14 protein-coding genes are annotated in these 16,903 nt (G+C 40.6%); 3 read left to right on the top strand and 11 right to left on the bottom strand.

Going from position 1 to position 16,903, the window contains the following annotated elements; translation table 11 throughout:
* Positions 1–4: 4 nt before the first annotated feature.
* On the bottom strand, positions 5–772 hold the full coding sequence (locus CLV81_RS08150; protein ID WP_106144527.1) for a TatD family hydrolase: 768 nt from the start codon (positions 770–772) through the stop codon (positions 5–7).
* Positions 773–830: 58 nt separating this feature from the next.
* Between CLV81_RS08150 and CLV81_RS08145 the strand changes: the two genes are divergently transcribed.
* Complete coding sequence (locus CLV81_RS08145) at positions 831–1,274, top strand: retropepsin-like aspartic protease (protein ID WP_106144526.1); 444 nt, start codon at positions 831–833, stop codon at positions 1,272–1,274.
* An 81-nt stretch (positions 1,275–1,355) separates the two neighbouring features.
* Here CLV81_RS08145 and odhB read toward each other — a convergent pair whose 3' ends face one another.
* The 5 genes from odhB to CLV81_RS08120 all read right to left on the bottom strand — a co-directional run bounded on the left by odhB (position 1,356) and on the right by CLV81_RS08120 (position 8,137).
* The gene (gene odhB / locus CLV81_RS08140) at positions 1,356–2,579 is read right to left on the bottom strand and encodes a 2-oxoglutarate dehydrogenase complex dihydrolipoyllysine-residue succinyltransferase (protein WP_106144525.1); all 1,224 of its coding nucleotides are present in this window, start codon (positions 2,577–2,579) and stop codon (positions 1,356–1,358) included.
* 25 nt (positions 2,580–2,604) lie between these two features.
* On the bottom strand, positions 2,605–5,400 hold the full coding sequence (locus CLV81_RS08135) for a 2-oxoglutarate dehydrogenase E1 component (RefSeq protein ID WP_106144524.1): 2,796 nt from the start codon (positions 5,398–5,400) through the stop codon (positions 2,605–2,607).
* A gap of 93 nt (positions 5,401–5,493) precedes the next feature.
* Positions 5,494–5,853 (bottom strand): hypothetical protein, encoded by a 360-nt coding sequence (locus CLV81_RS08130; protein WP_106144523.1) that lies wholly within the window; start codon positions 5,851–5,853, stop codon positions 5,494–5,496.
* A gap of 110 nt (positions 5,854–5,963) precedes the next feature.
* On the bottom strand, positions 5,964–6,980 hold the full coding sequence (gene galE / locus CLV81_RS08125) for a UDP-glucose 4-epimerase GalE (RefSeq protein ID WP_106144522.1): 1,017 nt from the start codon (positions 6,978–6,980) through the stop codon (positions 5,964–5,966).
* 2 nt (positions 6,981–6,982) lie between these two features.
* Positions 6,983–8,137: a DegT/DnrJ/EryC1/StrS family aminotransferase gene (locus tag CLV81_RS08120; protein WP_106144521.1), complete on the bottom strand. Its 1,155-nt coding sequence runs from the start codon at positions 8,135–8,137 to the stop codon at positions 6,983–6,985.
* Between the two features lie 62 nt (positions 8,138–8,199).
* Here CLV81_RS08120 and CLV81_RS08115 point away from each other — a divergent pair, with 62 nt between their 5' ends.
* Together CLV81_RS08115 and CLV81_RS08110 are read left to right on the top strand one after the other, a co-directional pair.
* Complete coding sequence (locus CLV81_RS08115; RefSeq protein ID WP_245911959.1) at positions 8,200–9,462, top strand: 3-deoxy-D-manno-octulosonic acid transferase; 1,263 nt, start codon at positions 8,200–8,202, stop codon at positions 9,460–9,462.
* Between the two features lie 35 nt (positions 9,463–9,497).
* Complete coding sequence (locus CLV81_RS08110; RefSeq protein ID WP_106144519.1) at positions 9,498–10,820, top strand: sugar porter family MFS transporter; 1,323 nt, start codon at positions 9,498–9,500, stop codon at positions 10,818–10,820.
* Positions 10,821–11,058: 238 nt separating this feature from the next.
* On the opposite strand, the gene CLV81_RS08105 is transcribed toward CLV81_RS08110, so the two are convergent.
* The 5 genes from CLV81_RS08105 to CLV81_RS08085 form a co-directional block, all read right to left on the bottom strand.
* Positions 11,059–11,685 (bottom strand): hypothetical protein, encoded by a 627-nt coding sequence (locus CLV81_RS08105; RefSeq protein ID WP_106144518.1) that lies wholly within the window; start codon positions 11,683–11,685, stop codon positions 11,059–11,061.
* A gap of 30 nt (positions 11,686–11,715) precedes the next feature.
* On the bottom strand, positions 11,716–12,015 hold the full coding sequence (locus CLV81_RS08100) for an HPF/RaiA family ribosome-associated protein (RefSeq protein ID WP_106144517.1): 300 nt from the start codon (positions 12,013–12,015) through the stop codon (positions 11,716–11,718).
* A 76-nt stretch (positions 12,016–12,091) separates the two neighbouring features.
* Positions 12,092–13,396, bottom strand: a complete 1,305-nt coding sequence (locus CLV81_RS08095) for an ATP-dependent 6-phosphofructokinase (protein WP_106144516.1) — start codon at positions 13,394–13,396, stop codon at positions 12,092–12,094.
* Between the two features lie 24 nt (positions 13,397–13,420).
* A complete protein-coding gene (gene pckA, locus CLV81_RS08090; protein WP_106144515.1) occupies positions 13,421–15,049 on the bottom strand; it encodes a phosphoenolpyruvate carboxykinase (ATP) in 1,629 nt (542 codons plus the stop codon).
* A gap of 18 nt (positions 15,050–15,067) precedes the next feature.
* Positions 15,068–16,903: an SLC13 family permease gene (locus CLV81_RS08085; RefSeq protein WP_106144514.1), complete on the bottom strand. Its 1,836-nt coding sequence runs from the start codon at positions 16,901–16,903 to the stop codon at positions 15,068–15,070.

Raw genomic sequence — 16,903 nt, 5'->3', positions numbered from 1 at the left:
ATTGTTATATGCCAAAAATAGCCTTGGAGTTTTCTGTGGTTACCCCTATTATGTGTTCCCTATCCACTCCATAAACAGATTCCAGTTTTTCCAAAACTTTAATTATGTATGCACTCTCATTTCGTTTTCCACGATAAGGAACTGGAGCAAGATAGGGTGCATCTGTTTCAAGCACAATGTGTTTCAAGGGTATTTCATTTAGGAATTTATCTATTTTTCCATTTTTGAATGTGACCACTCCCCCAATTCCCAACTTCATATTGAAAGATATGGCCTGATGAGCCTGCTCCAAGGTTCCTGTAAAACAATGAAAGATTCCGAATAGATCTTCGCTCTTTGCCTCTTCCAAAACTTCGAAAATCTCATCAAAAGATTCCCTGCAATGAATCACAATAGGTAGTTGATACTTTTTTGCCAATTCAATCTGATACTTAAACGCTTCTTGCTGTTGATTCAAAAAGGTTTTGTCCCAATATAGATCAATGCCAATCTCACCAACCGCATAAAACTTTCGTTGAGTCAACATTTCTTCTACGTGCTTCAACTCTTCCTTGTAGTTTTCCTTTACCGAGGTTGGATGAAGACCCATCATCAAAAAAACATTATCTGGGTAAGCTTTTTCCAAGTCAAACATGCGTAGGGTGTAGGTTGAATCTATAGCGGGGATAAAAAAACGTTGAATGCCAGAATCCAAGGCCCTTTGCATCATATTGTCTCTATCGTCATCAAAAGCCTCGCTATATAAATGGGTATGGGTATCTGTAATCATCATGAAGCAAAAATAGGTTTATCTTCGTTCTCTTAACCATTAGTCTGAAGAAATCCATAAGATGAAATCGCTAAAGAAGTTTTTAAAATTTAAAGGTTATGAAAGTGTCCCTCTAACGCTTACGGAGACCAATCATTTTGAAATCCCTGCCCGAATCAACGGAGTACAAGGTCGATTCATTTTGGACACAGGTGCATCCAATACCTGTGTGGATATGGACAAAGTGGAATTCTTTAAGATGGTTTCAAAAACCAGTAATATCAAAGCGGCTGGAGCAGGAGCAACTGAGATGGAAACTTTAATCTCCAATAAAAACCGAATTCAGATTGGAAATTGGTCCAAGAAAAAACAAAAAGTTGTTGTATTTGATTTAGTGCACGTAAATCAGGCCCTTACTTCACATAATACCCTTCCCGTTGACGGAATTATTGGTGCGGATATTCTCAGAAAAGGGAAAGCTGTAATCGATTATGATAAACAATGCCTGTATTTGAGGACAAAGTAAGTTGTCAGTTCGAGCAGAATCGAGAACTAAAATGGCCCAGCCTGTAGGGATATCTCGACTGCGCTCGATATGACAATTGATTTATAGCTCCAATGCTTTTTTGATATTATTATCCATTAGCAATTCCTCTGGATTTTCCAAGGCTTCTTTGACCGCCACCAAGAAACCAACGGATTCACGTCCATCGATAATTCTATGATCATAGGATAATGCTACATACATAATCGGCGCGATAACTACTTGCCCATCTTTGGCGATAGGTCGCTCCACGATATTATGCATACCCAAAATTCCACTTTGTGGAGGATTGATAATAGGTGTGGAAAGCATGGAACCAAATACACCTCCATTGGAAATCGTAAAGGTTCCTCCAGTCATTTCGTCAACGGTAATTTGACCATCTCGTGCACGAAGCGCCAAACGTTTCACCTCAGCCTCCACTCCACGGAAAGTCAGATTTTCCGCATTTCTGATTACGGGAACCATAAGTCCTTTAGGACCAGATACGGCAATACTGATATCACAGAAGTTGTAGGTAATCATCTCCTTCCCATCAATCATGGAATTTACGGCCGGGTACATTTGCAAGGCTCGGATAACCGCTTTGGTAAAGAATGACATAAAGCCCAGGCTAACACCATGCTTTTCCTTGAACTCTTCCTTGTATTGTTTACGTAGTGCGAAAATTGGCGACATATCCACCTCATTGAAAGTGGTCAACATAGCCGTCTCATTCTTAGCGGAGACCAATCTTTCAGCCACTTTCCTACGGAGCATGGAAAGTTTGGAACGGGATTCTCCCCTACTACCTCCAGTAGGTGTGCCCATGGAAGGCACTGCCTGTACGGCATCTTCTTTGGTAATTCTACCATCCCTGCCCGTTCCACTTACCGATGAAGGCTCAATTCCCTTTTCGTCCAATATCTTCTTTGCCGCAGGTGATGGTGTTCTTGAAGCGTAGGTTTCCGTTTTCGTTTCAACAGGTTTAGAAGGCTCAACGGCTTTGGGCTCTTCTTTTGGAGCTTCCTTTTCTTCAGTTTTAGGCGAATCTCCTCCTTCTGGTTTTGCAGCACTAGTATCAATAAGACAAACTACCTCTCCAACTGCTACCGCGTCACCTTCCTCGGCCTTTAGGGTGATAATCCCGCTTTCTTCTGCAGGAAGTTCTAAAGTCGCTTTATCCGAATCGACTTCAGCAATCGCTTGATCTTTTTCGACGTAATCGCCATCCTGCACCAACCACTCTGCAATTTCAACCTCGGTTATGGATTCTCCCGGTGAAGGGACTTTCATTTCTAAAACCATTCCTATATGTGTTTATGCTTTTATATTATTGAATTAACATATTGTCCTTACTCTTATCAAAAACGTATTCCAATACCTGAGCATGGCGTCTTTGAGAACGAACCGCGCTTCCTGCGGCGGGTGCTCCGTAAAATCTTCGTGAAGCTACTCTAAATTGTTTGGCCTCATCCAAATGCATCAACAAATGCCCCCAAGCTCCCATATTTCGTGGTTCTTCTTGGGCCCAAACAATATCTTTAGCTGATTTGTACTTCTTAATGACTTTTCTGATTTCTTCTGCTGGTAACGGAAACAATTGTTCCACACGAACCAAGGCTACATCGTCCCTCTCCAACTTTTCTTTTTTATCCAGCAAATCATAATAGAATTTACCGGTACAGAATACCAAGGTTTTGGTTTTTGAAGCTGTTGCTTCCTTATCATCAATTACCATTTGGAAACTTCCATTGGCCATTTCTTCTTTGGTTGAAAGCACCTTTGGATGACGCAATAAACTTTTCGGCGTGAACACCACCAATGGTTTTCTAAAATCCGCTTTCATTTGCCTGCGTAACAAATGAAACATATTTGCTGGGGTAGTGACATCAGCCACAAACATATTGTCCTTGGCACAAAGTTGAAGATATCTTTCCATTCGGGCCGAAGAGTGTTCTGCACCCTGGCCTTCGTATCCATGTGGCAGCAACAAAACCAATCCGTTCTGCAATTTCCACTTGTCTTCTGCTGACGAAAGGTATTGGTCAATAATGATTTGGGCTCCATTACTGAAATCCCCAAACTGTGCCTCCCAAATGGTCAAGGTTTTTGGACTAGCCATGGCATAGCCATAATCAAAGCCCATTACCGCATATTCCGAAAGCAGTGAATTATATATATGGAACTTACCGTTTTGGTTTTCCCCTAAAGCATTCAATAGGGTAACCTCTTCCTCATGCATTTCAGTTTTGATCACCGCGTGACGGTGCGAGAACGTTCCCCGTTCCACATCCTGGCCTGTCATTCGAACATCAAATCCTTCCTCAATTAAGGAACCATAGGCTAATAGTTCTCCCATCGCCCAATCCAACTGATTATCGTCAAAATACATCTTATGCCGTCCTTGTACCAACCGCTCCAATTTTCTCAGGAATTTTTTTCCTTCTGGAAGAACGGTAATACTTTGCGCGACCTCATCCAACTTTTTCAAATCGTAGGAAGTGTCCATTGGAGCCAGCATGGTATCTTCCACCACTTGTCCAAAACCTTCCCACTCGTCTTGCATGAAAGGCGTAATAACGGTTTTCTCTATTTTTCGGGAATCCAATAAATCCTCTTCCAGATTCTTTTTGTATTCAACCTCAAGATTTTTTACATAATCAGCATCAATAATCCCCTCGGCTAATAATTTCTCGGCATAAATGTCTCTTGGATTCTTGTGTTTTGAAATCGCTTTGTATAATAAAGGTTGAGTAAACTTAGGTTCATCCCCTTCATTATGTCCATACTTTCTATATCCCAACAAATCCAAGAAAACATCTCGTTTGTACCGCATACGATATTCCAAAGCAAAGGTTGATGCATGCACCACGGCCTCAGCGTCATCAGCGTTAACATGAAGTACGGGCGACAGAGTTACTTTCCCCACATCCGTGCAATAAGTTGATGACCTGGCATCCAAATAATTAGTAGTAAAACCTATCTGATTATTCACCACAATATGGATGGTACCCCCTGTCTGATATCCATCCAAACGTGCCATTTGAATCACTTCATAAACCACACCCTGGCCTGCAAAAGCAGCATCTCCATGGACCAAAATAGGCAGCACTTCGGATACATTTTCTTGATGGTCCCTGTCCTGTTTTGCTCTTGTTATACCTTCAACAATGGAGTTTACGGTTTCCAGGTGTGAAGGATTGGGCGCAATGTTCATATTGACGATCTTACCTGAATCCGTTTCTCTTCTGGAAGTCCATCCGAGGTGATATTTTACGTCCCCATCAAAGATGGTTTCTTCATAGTCCTTTCCATCAAATTCACTAAAAATATCTTTAGGAGACTTCCCAAAAATATTCGTCAATACATTCAAGCGACCCCGATGGGCCATTCCCATCACAAATTGCTTTACACCAGCATCCGCAGCTTTTTCAATGATGACATCCAGAGCAGGAATCAAAGTTTCTCCACCTTCCAGAGAGAACCTTTTTTGACCCACGTATTTTGTATGAAGGAAGCTTTCAAAGGATACCGCCTCATTCAATTTGCGCAGAATATTCTTTTTTTCATCCGCAGAAAAATTGGGATGATTGTCATTTACATTGAGCCAATCCTGAATCCATTGGATACGCTCTGGGGTACGGATGTACATGTATTCCACTCCAATGGCATCGCAATATATACGTTCTAAATGGCCAATAATATTTTTAAGTGGGCTCGGCCCGATTCCAATGACCTTTCCTGCATCAAAGGTGGTTTCCAAATCAGCCTCAGATAGTCCGAAATTGGCTAGCTCCAAAGTGGGTTCGTATTTTCTTCTTTCCCTAACTGGGTTGGTCTGGGTAAATAGATGCCCCCTGGAACGGTAGCCATCTATAAGCTTGATAACTTGAAATTCTTTTTGAAGGGATTGAGGGACCTCCAGTTGTTGTCCATTGGAAAGTGCCAGAGTTCCATTGGAAGATGCCAAATCCAACTCATCCAAAGAGCTTTCCAATCCGAAATCAAATCCCTGAAAAAAAGCCCTCCAACTGGGCTCAATACTATCCGGGCTTGTTAGGTATCTGTCATACAACTCTGCAAAAAAAGAAGTATGTGCAGCGTTTAAAAAGGAATATTTATCCATTGACCGCCTTTAACTAAAATCAATCTAAAAAATTAACACAAAAATACAATAAATACCCGTGGTTATTGAACAAACTTAGTGACAAATAAAACTTTATGTTTCAAACCGCCGTCTCAAACTAACCTTCATCCACTCCCTTTTCAAAATCAGAAAAGAAACTGCCCCAGCCATATCGACCACATCAGTCGTTTCAATCTGTTTCACCTTATCTTCCGAAACGTCCACGATGTATAGCAGGTTAAGATACTCTGGAAATTGTTCCAAAATAAGACGGTATACTTTTTCATGAAGTTCGGTTTTAAGCTTTTCCGGTGAAGGATTGTCTGAAATATTCAAACGGATATTGGCCAATTCAAAATCTTTTTTCAACTGGGCTACCAGTTTTTCATATAATTTTGAACGTTTTGCTTCTTCAAGAACACGTATGCTATCTTCAAATTGAGAGCTAGCCATTTGCACAATTATTAAAAACCTAACTGGGTAAATACATCCAACTAAGATAAGAAGGAAAACAAATAACAAGCACAAAAAAACTCGCTATTCAGCGAGTTTATAAATTAAGGCTACGCTCTTATTTTTTGCTCCCAGTCCCAAGCGGATTTCATGGCTTCATCTAAAGAGGAGTATGCTTTCCAGCCCAATATCTCATTGGCTTTTTGAGTATCAGCATAAGCTTGGATCACGTCTCCTGGTCTTCTATTTGCAATTTTGTAATTCAATTTTTGTCCGGATACTTTTTCAAAACTGTGTATAACCTCCAAAACCGAACTTCCCTTTCCCGTACCCAGATTAAAGACCTCGTAATTTGCTTCATTTTTATTCTCAAGCAATCTCTCCAGTGCTACAACATGTGCCTTTGCAACATCTACCACATGAATGTAATCACGAATACAGGTCCCATCCTCAGTAGGATAATCATCACCAAATACAGACAATTCTTCTCTAAGACCCACACCCGTTTGGGTAATAAATGGTACTAAATTTTGAGGTACTCCTATGGGTAATTCACCTATTTCAACACTAGGGTGGGCGCCAATTGGGTTAAAATAACGTAAAGCTATGGTAGCCAAGGATGGATTAACCTTACAGGTATCTTTTATGATTTCCTCTCCAATCTGCTTAGTGTTTCCATAAGGAGATTCGGCCGGTTTCACAGGAGCATTTTCTGTAATAGGCATTTCATCCGCCTGACCGTAAACCGTACATGAGGAACTAAAAATAAGTCTTGCCCTATCTTTCTTGGTCAATTCTTGAAGGATATAGACCAAAACCCCCAAATTGTTTTCGTAGTACAACAAGGGATTTTCCACGCTTTCACCTACAGCTTTTGAAGCCGCAAAATGAATAACACCCTCAATATCCCCATGTTTCTTGAAAAAACTTTGGACTGCCGATTTATCTCTTAAGTCCATCTTTTCAAAAAGTGGTTTCTTTCCGCTGATGGCCACAATACCATCCAATACATTTATTGAAGAATTGGAAAGATTATCTATAATGACAACTTCAAAACCTTTGTTTTGAAGTTCAACTACGGTATGGGAACCTATAAATCCCAAACCGCCGGTTACCAATATTTTCATAGTTATGCGTTTACGAAGTCAATGACTAATCCGGTTATGAATTCTATCTGTTCGTCATCCAGTTCGGTGTGCATTGGTAAGGAAATAACCTCTTTCACCAACTGATTGGTTACGGGGAAATCCGCTTCATCGTAACGCTCATCTATATAGGCCTTTTGCCTATGCAACGGAATTGGATAATATACTCCACAAGGAACGTTGTTTTCAGAGAGATGTTGTGCCAAACTATCCCTTTTTCCGTTTAAAATTCTTACAGTATACTGATGAAATACATGACAATCACAAGTTTCACAAATACCCTCACACCCATTTACAGTTTTAGGTAAGACAATATGCTCTTGACCGGACAATGCTTTTGAGTACTTACGAGCAGCTTCCCGTCGTTTGTTGTTATACTCATCAAGCTTAGGCAATTTTGCATTTAGAACCGCTGCCTGAATAGAATCCAATCTGGAATTCACTCCAATAACATCATGATGATAGCGCTTATACATACCATGATTGACCATTCCTCGGATAGTATGTGCCAAATCATCATCATTCGTAAAAATAGCTCCACCATCACCATAACAACCTAAATTCTTCGACGGAAAAAAAGATGTAGAGGCCACATGCCCAATGGTTCCCGCTTTTTGCTTGGTGCCATCTTTTGAAGTATGGACCGCTCCAATTCCTTGGGCATTGTCTTCAATCACATACAAATCATGTTTTTCGGCCAATTCCAGAATAGCGTCCATATCCGCACACTGACCAAATAGATGTACAGGAACAATCGCTTTTGTTTTTGGGGTAATCGCTTTTTCAATGGCCTTTATATCAATATTGAATGTATCCTTGTCAACATCTACCAAAACCGGTGTAAGATTGAGTAGAGCTATCACTTCCACGGTGGCTGCAAAGGTAAAATCAGCTGTGATTACCTCGTCGTCAGGTTTCAAACCTAAACCCATCATACAAATCTGAAGTGCATCCGTACCATTGGCGCAGGGAATAACGTGTTTCACACCTAAATATTCCTCCAAACTTTTTTGAAACTCATGAACCTTGGGTCCGTTGATGAATGCTGAAGAATCTAAAACTTCTGAAATCGAGTTATTTACTTCTTCCCTGATTTCCTCATATTGACCCTTGAGGTCAACCATCTGTATTTTTTTCATGAAAAAGGTTTGTGGCTCAAAATTAAGAAATAAAGATGCGGTAATCACCTAAGTGGGAAAGAATGTATTTTAGCGGAAAATACCTTTCAGTGCGATTGATTTATAATCTTCTTATCCCAATTGTTTGGTTTGCACTTAACGTGGTTTCCTTGTTCAATGAAAAGATTCGATTGTTCGTTTCAGGCAGAAAGCAAACCTATTCTATCCTAAGGGATAACATAAGGGAACAGGACAAAGTTATTTGGATACATGCCGCTTCCTTAGGTGAATATGAACAGGGACTTCCCGTACTGGAACGCATCAAAAAAGACTATCCTAATTTTAAAATAGTATTGACCTTTTTTTCTCCATCAGGTTATGAGATAAAGAAAGATAGTACGTCAGCAGATGTTGTGGCCTACCTCCCTATGGATTCTCGTTCTAATGCCAAACGTTTTTTGGACTTGGTCAGTCCATCCTTGGCCATTTTTATTAAATATGAAATATGGCCCAATCAATTAAAAGAGCTTAAGAAAAGAAAAATTCCGGTGCTACTAGTGTCTGCTTTATTTTCTGAAAGGCAGATTTTTTTCAAATCCTACGGTGGATTTATGCGTAAATCCCTTAAAGCTTTTGACCATTTCTTCGTCCAGAATGAAAATTCCAAAAAGCTTCTTGCATCGATTGATTTGGATAATGTATCTGTTAGCGGGGATACTCGTTTTGATAGAGTGTCTGAAATCTTGAATAGGGACAATCAATTGGATTTCATGGATACCTTCAAGAAAGAACGACCCTGTTTCGTAGCTGGAAGTACGTGGCCCGAAGATGAAAAAATCCTCGTCGAATACATTAATTCCAGCAATGAAGCCATAAAGTTTATTCTAGCCCCGCATACAATGAAAGCTGCCCAACTGGATAAACTGGTCCAAAGTATTTCAAAACCTGTGATAAAATACTCCGAGTTGGGATCAAGGGACGTTTCCACTATTAATGTTCTGATTATTGACACGATAGGACTACTCACCAAAATATATAGTTATGCAGACATTGCCTACGTAGGAGGAGGGTTTGCTACAGGGCTGCACAACACCTTGGAGCCCGCAGTTTTTGGGATTCCCGTAATCATCGGACCTGAATATCTTGGATTTAAAGAAGCGGAAGAATTGGTTGAGAAAAAAGGAATCTTCTCTATTGATACACTCGATTCATTTACCGAACTAATGTCTAGATTCTTGAACGAGACCATCTTTTTATCGGAAACGGGTCAGATAAACGCCTCTTATATCAAGGGCAAGCAAGGTGCTTCAAAACAGATTATGGAGCATATCCATTCGATTCTATAATTTTCCTTAGCTTTAAAAAAATCAACCATCCAATTATGGAACGCAAAATTTTATGGATTGCCATTATCGTGGCGCTTGCTGGATTTCTTTTTGGCTTTGATACCGTGGTAATTTCAGGAGCGGACAAAAAACTACAGGAACTTTGGAATTCCTCAAATACATTTCACGGTGTGGTTGTAATGGGCATGGCACTATGGGGCACTGTAATTGGAGCGCTTTTTGGTGCTATTCCAACAAATAAGTTAGGTAGAAAAAAAACCTTGATATGGATTGGCATTCTGTATTCCATTTCCGCGCTTGGTTCTGCTTTAGCAAACGACCCAATTAGTTTTGCAGTTTTCAGATTTATAGGAGGTTTGGGTGTTGGAGCTTCTACAATTGCTGCTCCAGCATACATTTCCGAGATTGCTCCAGCCAAAAATAGAGGTAAACTGGTGGGCATGTACCAATTCAACATTGTGTTTGGAATTTTGATAGCCTATTTGTCCAACTATCTATTGAGTGGAATCGGCGACCAGGATTGGCGGTTTATGATTGGAGCTGAAGCCATTCCTGCCATCTTATATACCGTTTTAGTCTTTTATGTACCCAAAAGTCCACGCTGGCTGGTGGTTCAAGGCAAATTTGATGAAGCTGAGAAGGTGATTCAATCCTTAATATTAGACCTAAGTTTGGATGAACTAAAAAAAGACGTGACCAATACAGTTTCCGCCGGTAGCAGTGAAACCATTTTTATCAAAAAATATCGTTTGCCATTAATCTTGGCTTTCCTGATAGCTTTTTTCAACCAATGGTCCGGAATAAATGCGTTTTTATATTATGCTCCCCGAATTTTTGAGCTGGCCGGTTTGGGTGAAAGTACTGCGTTATTGAGCAGTATTGGCATCGGTGTAACCAACCTTTTGTTTACACTCATCGGCATCTATCTTATTGATAGGTTGGGAAGAAAGCAATTAATGTATTTTGGATCCGTTGGTTACATTGTTTCTTTATCGTTGGTTTCTGCTGCTTTCTTTTTCAACTGGACGGGGATGGCCGTGCCCATCTTTTTATTTGTTTTTATCGCTTCGCATGCCATTGGGCAAGGTGCAGTAATCTGGGTGTTCATTTCGGAAATATTCCCAAATCACCTACGGGGCTCAGGCCAAGCTTTTGGTAGCTCCACACATTGGGTTCTCGCTGCTTTGATTCCGTCTTTTGTACCTTTTCTATTTGGAGAGATAGGTCCTGGCGTTGTATTTGGATTTTTTGCATTCATGATGATTTTACAACTGCTTTGGGTTTTCTTCATGATGCCGGAAACGAAAGGAATCAGTCTTGAAGAACTCGGAAAAAGTCTAAGTAGAGAGGAAGTCTAATCCAATTTTTACACTACAAACGTAAAACAACACCGTTGGTCGAATTAGCTCGTCTACACCACAATCCATAACCGAATAATTCCGTAAATTGATGAAAATTACACTATTATGAATGATGGAATTTCTTTTGGCAACAAGTTGCTGGTGGGATTTTTGCGTCTTATGGTCTTTGTTCTTGTTGTAATACTTGTGGCAATCCCCGTCTGTATTTTGCTCGATTTAATTGGCCTTCTATAGCTTAAAATAGGATATCCTCTTTCTGCATTGCGTCTTCAATGACCTTTATGTAAGAATCGATGGTTTTTTCAAGTTTAACAGGCTCAGCAACGTTGATATTGCCTCTCCACACCAAAGCCCGTTCCCTTTCCAAACAAATACAGTAAAGGGAGGTCTCGGCCGTATATATTTTGAAAGTCTCGTAATAATCCGTGTCGTAATACACGCTTTGGTTGTCTAGATAATCATTACTGAATTGATTGTATAGATTATCTATATTCCCAATACGTTGTCTGAAGGTTTCTCTGTTCTCCGAACCTATTATTTTGGTCAAGAGAATGGCATCGAAACCTTCAGCCAACAAGCGCTGTTCGACTTCATTCAAGTCTGCTTCGGTTTTTTCCGAGGCTGTGAATTCTTTGTCAAACAACTCCATACTTCTTTCAGCCTCAAAACCTTTGGCTCGCAAAGCATCGCGTAGCCGAGTCTCAAAAGCTGTTCTAACTTCTTCATCCTGTGTCATTCCCACTACCAACACCTTGTAAACCGCATAGGAATCCGCATCTGGGCTTTTCCAAGAGCTTATCAGTTTTGGGGAAGCGCAACCTAAAAAAAGAACTGCTATTAGGGTTATGACAAAATATTTCATTTCAGGATTCTTTTGATTCTTTTAATTATATCAATGCTTTACAAACACACCTTGCCTTTTCTCAAGTTGTCTTTTAAGGTCGTTAATGGTCTCGGCCATAGATTTTTCAAAGTTATCCGTATTTGCTTTGGCAAACAATCTTGGCCCTGGAGCACTCAGTTCAATTTCACACACTTTTCCCTCTCCAGTTCTATCGTTCTCTTCCTTAAAAAGCACATTTGCCTTAATCACCCACTGATATTTATTTCCAAGCCTATCCAACTTCTTCAATAAAAGCTTGTTTAAGGATTCACTTGTACTCATTTTTTGATACTGAATGTTGACTACCATTTGTTATTGATTTTAAATACACTCAAAACTACACGGGAAACAACCGAAAAGAAATGACAATTGTCAGTTTATGGTATTATCCAAGGTGGAAAGGTTGACCTGTACTTTGCAATACGGAGAACCAAAATTCACTTTCCAGGTCTATTTTTTTTCTTTTTTGTGTCACTTGGGAAATGGGCACATACACATACTGATTATTGACCTTGCTAACCACAAAGCGCGTCTTACCAGCCATTGCTCCATGTACCGCATGATAGGCCAACCTGCTGCAATACACACTATCACTTGAATTGGCCGGAGCACTTCTAATGATATAGCTAGGGTCTATATACTTTATGGTGACTGAGGTGTCTTTAAAATGCTCTTTGATTCTATCCTTCAAGAAAAGACCTATATCTTGATGCTGCACATTTCCGGAAGCATCTTTAACCACATCCTTCTTTTCAAACAAGTGTTGTCCCGCACCCTCGGCAACAACAATAACCGCGTGCCTTTTTTCTGAAAGACGCTGTTCAAGCACTTCAAAAAAACCATTGGGTCCTTCCAAGTGAAACTCCATCTCAGGAATTAATACTAGATTGACAACTGGCATGGCCAAAGCCGCAGATGCAGCTATAAAACCGCTATCCCTTCCCATTAATTTGATAATCGCGATGCCATTATAGGCACCAGCAGCCTCATTATGCGCATCCCTTAAAATGGACCCAGCCACATCAAAGGATGTTTCAAATCCGAAAGACTTATCGATAATATCAATATCATTATCTATGGTCTTAGGGATTCCCACCACACCTATGTCCAAGCCCTGTTTGGCAATCTCTTCACCAATGGCATCCACTCCCTTCAAGGTTCCATCACCTCCTATGGCAAACAGAATGTCAATCTTGTTTTCAGCTAAGGTATTCACCATAAGCGACACATCTTGAGCACCCCGGGAAGACCCTAAAAACGTACCTCCAAATAAGTGAATGTCCTTTACTTTATTAGGTGTTAAATCTACAAAACCATGACCCATAGCGGGATTAAGGCCTTCATAACCGTAGGGAACTCCTAATATTCTTTTTATGCCATAGAAATAATGCAATGCCATCACTATGCCTCGAATTACATTGTTTATTCCTGGGCAAAGACCCCCGCAAGTCACTATGGCAGCTGTGGTATTGGAAGGGTCAAAAAACAAATCCTGCCTTGGCCCTGCTTTCTCCAAGCAAAGAGGTTCTACACCTTTTTCAAGGCATTGGGTGTAGTTGTCATTTGAAAGGTCGAAAACAAATTTCTCCTCTTCTCCCACAAAATTGAAAATTTTATCTCCCCTGACAGTGCTGAGCTGCAGGGGAGATTTAAATTTTGGGATACCTAAATTTCTGTTTTGAAATTCCATATTCCCTTTCAAGTGATTTTTAGATTAAAAAACTTCATTCAAATTATGATGCGAGTCAATAAGAGGTCCACCATTAAGAATTTCCTCAGAAGACTCACTTGCGAATTTATCAAAATTTATATGGAACGAATGTGCCAATTGGATGGCTTTACTTACATATGCACCTTTCTGTAGCCACGTATTCATTGGATCTAACATTTCTGTAGGAACTCCAGGACAGTATTTTGGCATATACAACCCAAAGATTGGGTGTGCTTCATATTCCACAGCATCCAACTTTCCGTCCAGAATGGCAGAGATCATAGCTCTGGTATATTTAAGCTTAATCCTAGAACCTACCCCATAAGGGCCACCGCTCCAACCTGTATTTATTAACCAAACGTTCACGCCTGCTTCCATCATTTTCTTACTGAGCATTTCAGCATAAACTGCTGGGTGCAATGGCATAAAGGGTTCCCCAAAACAAGCGGAGAATGAAGGCACTGGCTCATTAATACCTGCCTCTGTACCCGCCACCTTGGCCGTATATCCAGAAATAAAGTGATAGGCAGCTTGGCCTGGTGTCAATTTAGACACAGGGGGTAAAACTCCAAATGCATCACAGGTTAAGAAAAAGATATTTTTTGGATTGGACGCATAAGAAGGGTTTTGGATGTTGTCAATATGGTCAATTGGATAACTTACACGTGTGTTTTGTGTAATGGAGCTATCAAAATAATCCACTTCCTTGGTACCTTCCTTGAAAACCACGTTCTCCAATAATGCTCCAGGTCGAATTGCGCGATAAATATCCGGTTCTTTTTCTTCGGTCAGGTCAATTACTTTTGCATAGCAACCTCCTTCAAAGTTAAAGATGGTATTGTCTGCGGTCCAACCATGTTCATCATCCCCTATCAGTTTTCTATCCGGATCTGCAGAAAGGGTGGTCTTACCCGTTCCTGAAAGTCCGAAATAAATGGCGGTATCCCCATCTTTTCCTACATTGGCAGAACAGTGCATGGGAAGTACGTTCCTATCTACTGGCAGAATTAGATTTAAAGCGGTAAAGACCCCTTTCTTCATCTCTCCGGGATATTCGGACCCTCCAACCAGCGCTACCTTTCTAGTGTAGTTCAAAATAGAGAAGTTGCCAGCAATGATTCCAAATTCAGAGGGATTTGGGCACTCATAACCAGGTGCACAAAGAACCAGCCAATCTTCATCAAAACCTTTTAATTCTTCTTCAGGAAGCCTTAAAAACATGTTCTTTATAAAGTAATTGGACCAAGGGTACTCCGTAATTGTACGCACATTAGTTCTGTATTCAGGGTCGGCACACACCGCTGCATCCCTAACATAGATTTCTTTTCCGGACATGTAGTTAACCACCTCATTATAAAGTTTGTCAAAATTTTCAGGAGAAATGGGCTTATTTATGCGTCCCCACCAAATTCTGTCTTTCGTATAATCATCCTTCACCAAAAATCGGTCTTTAGGAGACCTCCCCGTAAACTTTCCGGTGTTAATACTCAATGTCCCGTTTTCAGTCTCCACTCCCATCCCTTTTTCAAGAGTGATTTTTTGCAAGGTCTCGGCATCTAGATTCCAATGCGCCGTTACGTTCTCTAAACCATACTTGGTTAAATCTTTTGCTTTTTCCATAACTTGACTCATAACTATTGTTTTAAAAGATTAGAAGCTCCATATCCATGGAACCAGAAATATTGTTGCAATGAAAAATAGAAGGAGCAATGGACCTCCTACCTTCACATAATCCATAAATTGATATCCGCCAGCAGTCATCACCATCGCATTGGTGGTTGTACCTACCGGGGTCAGAAAAGCAGTGGAAGCACTTACTGCCACGGCTATCATAAAAGGCTCCGGAGACACCCCTAGTGTTGTGGATGCCATTATTGCTATCGGTGCCATTAACACCGCTGTTGCCGAGTTGTTAATTGTTTGACTGAACATGGTGGTCAAAAGGAAAATCCCCGCCAATAGAGCTACCGGACTCAATGCACCGAGAGTATCTACCAAACTGGTAGCAGCTATTTGGGCCAACCCTGTTTTTTGAAGGGCCAACCCCATAGGAATCATAGCCGCAATCATCACCACACTGGTCCAACTTATTCCCTTATATGCTTTTGAAATAGGAACACAACCGGTAAGCATCATAATGCCGGCACAAATTAGGGCCGCAATGGCACCGGGAAGGATATTCAACACCAAAAGCAAAACCATTAGAATTAAAGTACCTAAGGCAATGTAGCTTCGGAATGTAAGCGTATCCACATTCTTTGAAAGTGCCTCTGGACTTCCCGAAATCACAACATTTTCATATAGGGATTTCAAGTTTTCAATCTTTTTCCATTGTCCTCGAATAATAAAGGCATCCCCTGCTTCAATTTTAATTCTTCCTTTAAGGGGTCTATTATTTCTTGATGCTGCCAAAAGTTGTACTTCCATTTGATTGAGATAGTAGCCGAGGCCAATGGTTTTGCCAACTAAAATCGATTTTGGGGTAATGATCATTTCTGCCATACCCACTTCTTGGTTTATGAATTCCTTTTTAAGCGTATCCATCTCTGGTTTAAGGGGGATAATCCCTAACTGAAAGGTTTGCATCAATCTGTCAATTGCTGCTGCATCTCCCTTGACGGTGATAATATCGTGATAGCGCATCTCCGTTTCCGGACCGGGCATTTCCACAAACTCTGGTATTCCCCTTAGTGGTTTGGGGTGTCTTCTTTTTAATCGCATCAACGACACATCATAAGTGCCTTCAAAATCCCAATCCTTTATCTGAGTACCTATTAGGTTGGACATAGAACGAATTCTTAGGCGATAAATACTGTCAGCTATACTGTAATTTTCTATCCATTTATGCATTTCTTCGTCAATGGCCACTGGTCTATTTTCAGTAGTGTGGCTTGGTAAAAGCTTGTACCCGATATATCTGAAATACAGTATTGAAATAATCAACAAGGGAAGACCGATTAAACTAAACTCAAAAAAGGAAAATCCTTGAAAACCATTTTCTACCAATGAGTTACTCACAATAATGTTTGGAGGTGTGCCCGTTAGGGTCAAAAGCCCTCCTGTATTAGAACCGAATGCTACCGGCATTAGCAATTTTGAAGGTAAGCTCCCAGCACTCCATGCGGCAGCAACGGTTACAGGAAGTAACGCTGCCACGGTACCGGTGTTACTTACAAATCCTGATAACAAACTGGAACCAGTTGTGATAATCACCAAAAGCCTAGGCACATTTTTCTCAGCCCATTGTACAAAGTAGCGTCCCGAAACCGCTGTCCAACCTGTCCTTGCCAATCCCTCCCCTATGATGAAAAGAGCAGCAATCATAATCACAGTTGTATTGCTAAAGCCGGTCAGGGTTTCTTCAATGTCCAAGATTCCGAAAAGAAATAACGAAATCATGGACATTAGTGCTACTACATCAGGTGGGAACTTTCCCCAAATGAAAAGTAAAATCGTAATACCTAGTATTACCAGCAGTGTATACAT

The sequence above is a fragment of the Flagellimonas meridianipacifica genome (genome assembly GCF_003001695.1).
Classification (GTDB): Bacteria; Bacteroidota; Bacteroidia; order Flavobacteriales; family Flavobacteriaceae; genus Flagellimonas; species Flagellimonas meridianipacifica.
This window is presented reverse-complemented; position numbering and strand designations above follow the sequence as displayed.

Excerpts from the sequence above, each read along its gene's own strand:
- CLV81_RS08145 (WP_106144526.1), top strand. The coding sequence starts at position 831 with ATGAAATCGCTAAAGAAGTTTTTAAAATTTAAAGGTTATGAAAGTGTC.
- CLV81_RS08120 (WP_106144521.1), bottom strand. The coding sequence starts at position 8,137 with ATGAAAAAAATACAGATGGTTGACCTCAAGGGTCAATATGAGGAAATC.
- CLV81_RS08115 (WP_245911959.1), top strand. The coding sequence starts at position 8,200 with ATGTATTTTAGCGGAAAATACCTTTCAGTGCGATTGATTTATAATCTT.
- CLV81_RS08150 (WP_106144527.1), bottom strand. The coding sequence starts at position 772 with ATGATGATTACAGATACCCATACCCATTTATATAGCGAGGCTTTTGAT.
- CLV81_RS08100 (WP_106144517.1), bottom strand. The coding sequence starts at position 12,015 with ATGGTAGTCAACATTCAGTATCAAAAAATGAGTACAAGTGAATCCTTA.
- odhB (WP_106144525.1), bottom strand. The coding sequence starts at position 2,579 with ATGGTTTTAGAAATGAAAGTCCCTTCACCGGGAGAATCCATAACCGAG.
- CLV81_RS08105 (WP_106144518.1), bottom strand. The coding sequence starts at position 11,685 with ATGAAATATTTTGTCATAACCCTAATAGCAGTTCTTTTTTTAGGTTGC.
- CLV81_RS08095 (WP_106144516.1), bottom strand. The coding sequence starts at position 13,396 with ATGGAATTTCAAAACAGAAATTTAGGTATCCCAAAATTTAAATCTCCC.
- pckA (WP_106144515.1), bottom strand. The coding sequence starts at position 15,049 with ATGAGTCAAGTTATGGAAAAAGCAAAAGATTTAACCAAGTATGGTTTA.
- galE (WP_106144522.1), bottom strand. The coding sequence starts at position 6,980 with ATGAAAATATTGGTAACCGGCGGTTTGGGATTTATAGGTTCCCATACC.
- CLV81_RS08130 (WP_106144523.1), bottom strand. The coding sequence starts at position 5,853 with ATGGCTAGCTCTCAATTTGAAGATAGCATACGTGTTCTTGAAGAAGCA.
- CLV81_RS08135 (WP_106144524.1), bottom strand. The coding sequence starts at position 5,400 with ATGGATAAATATTCCTTTTTAAACGCTGCACATACTTCTTTTTTTGCA.
- CLV81_RS08085 (WP_106144514.1), bottom strand. The coding sequence starts at position 16,903 with ATGTATACACTGCTGGTAATACTAGGTATTACGATTTTACTTTTCATT.
- CLV81_RS08110 (WP_106144519.1), top strand. The coding sequence starts at position 9,498 with ATGGAACGCAAAATTTTATGGATTGCCATTATCGTGGCGCTTGCTGGA.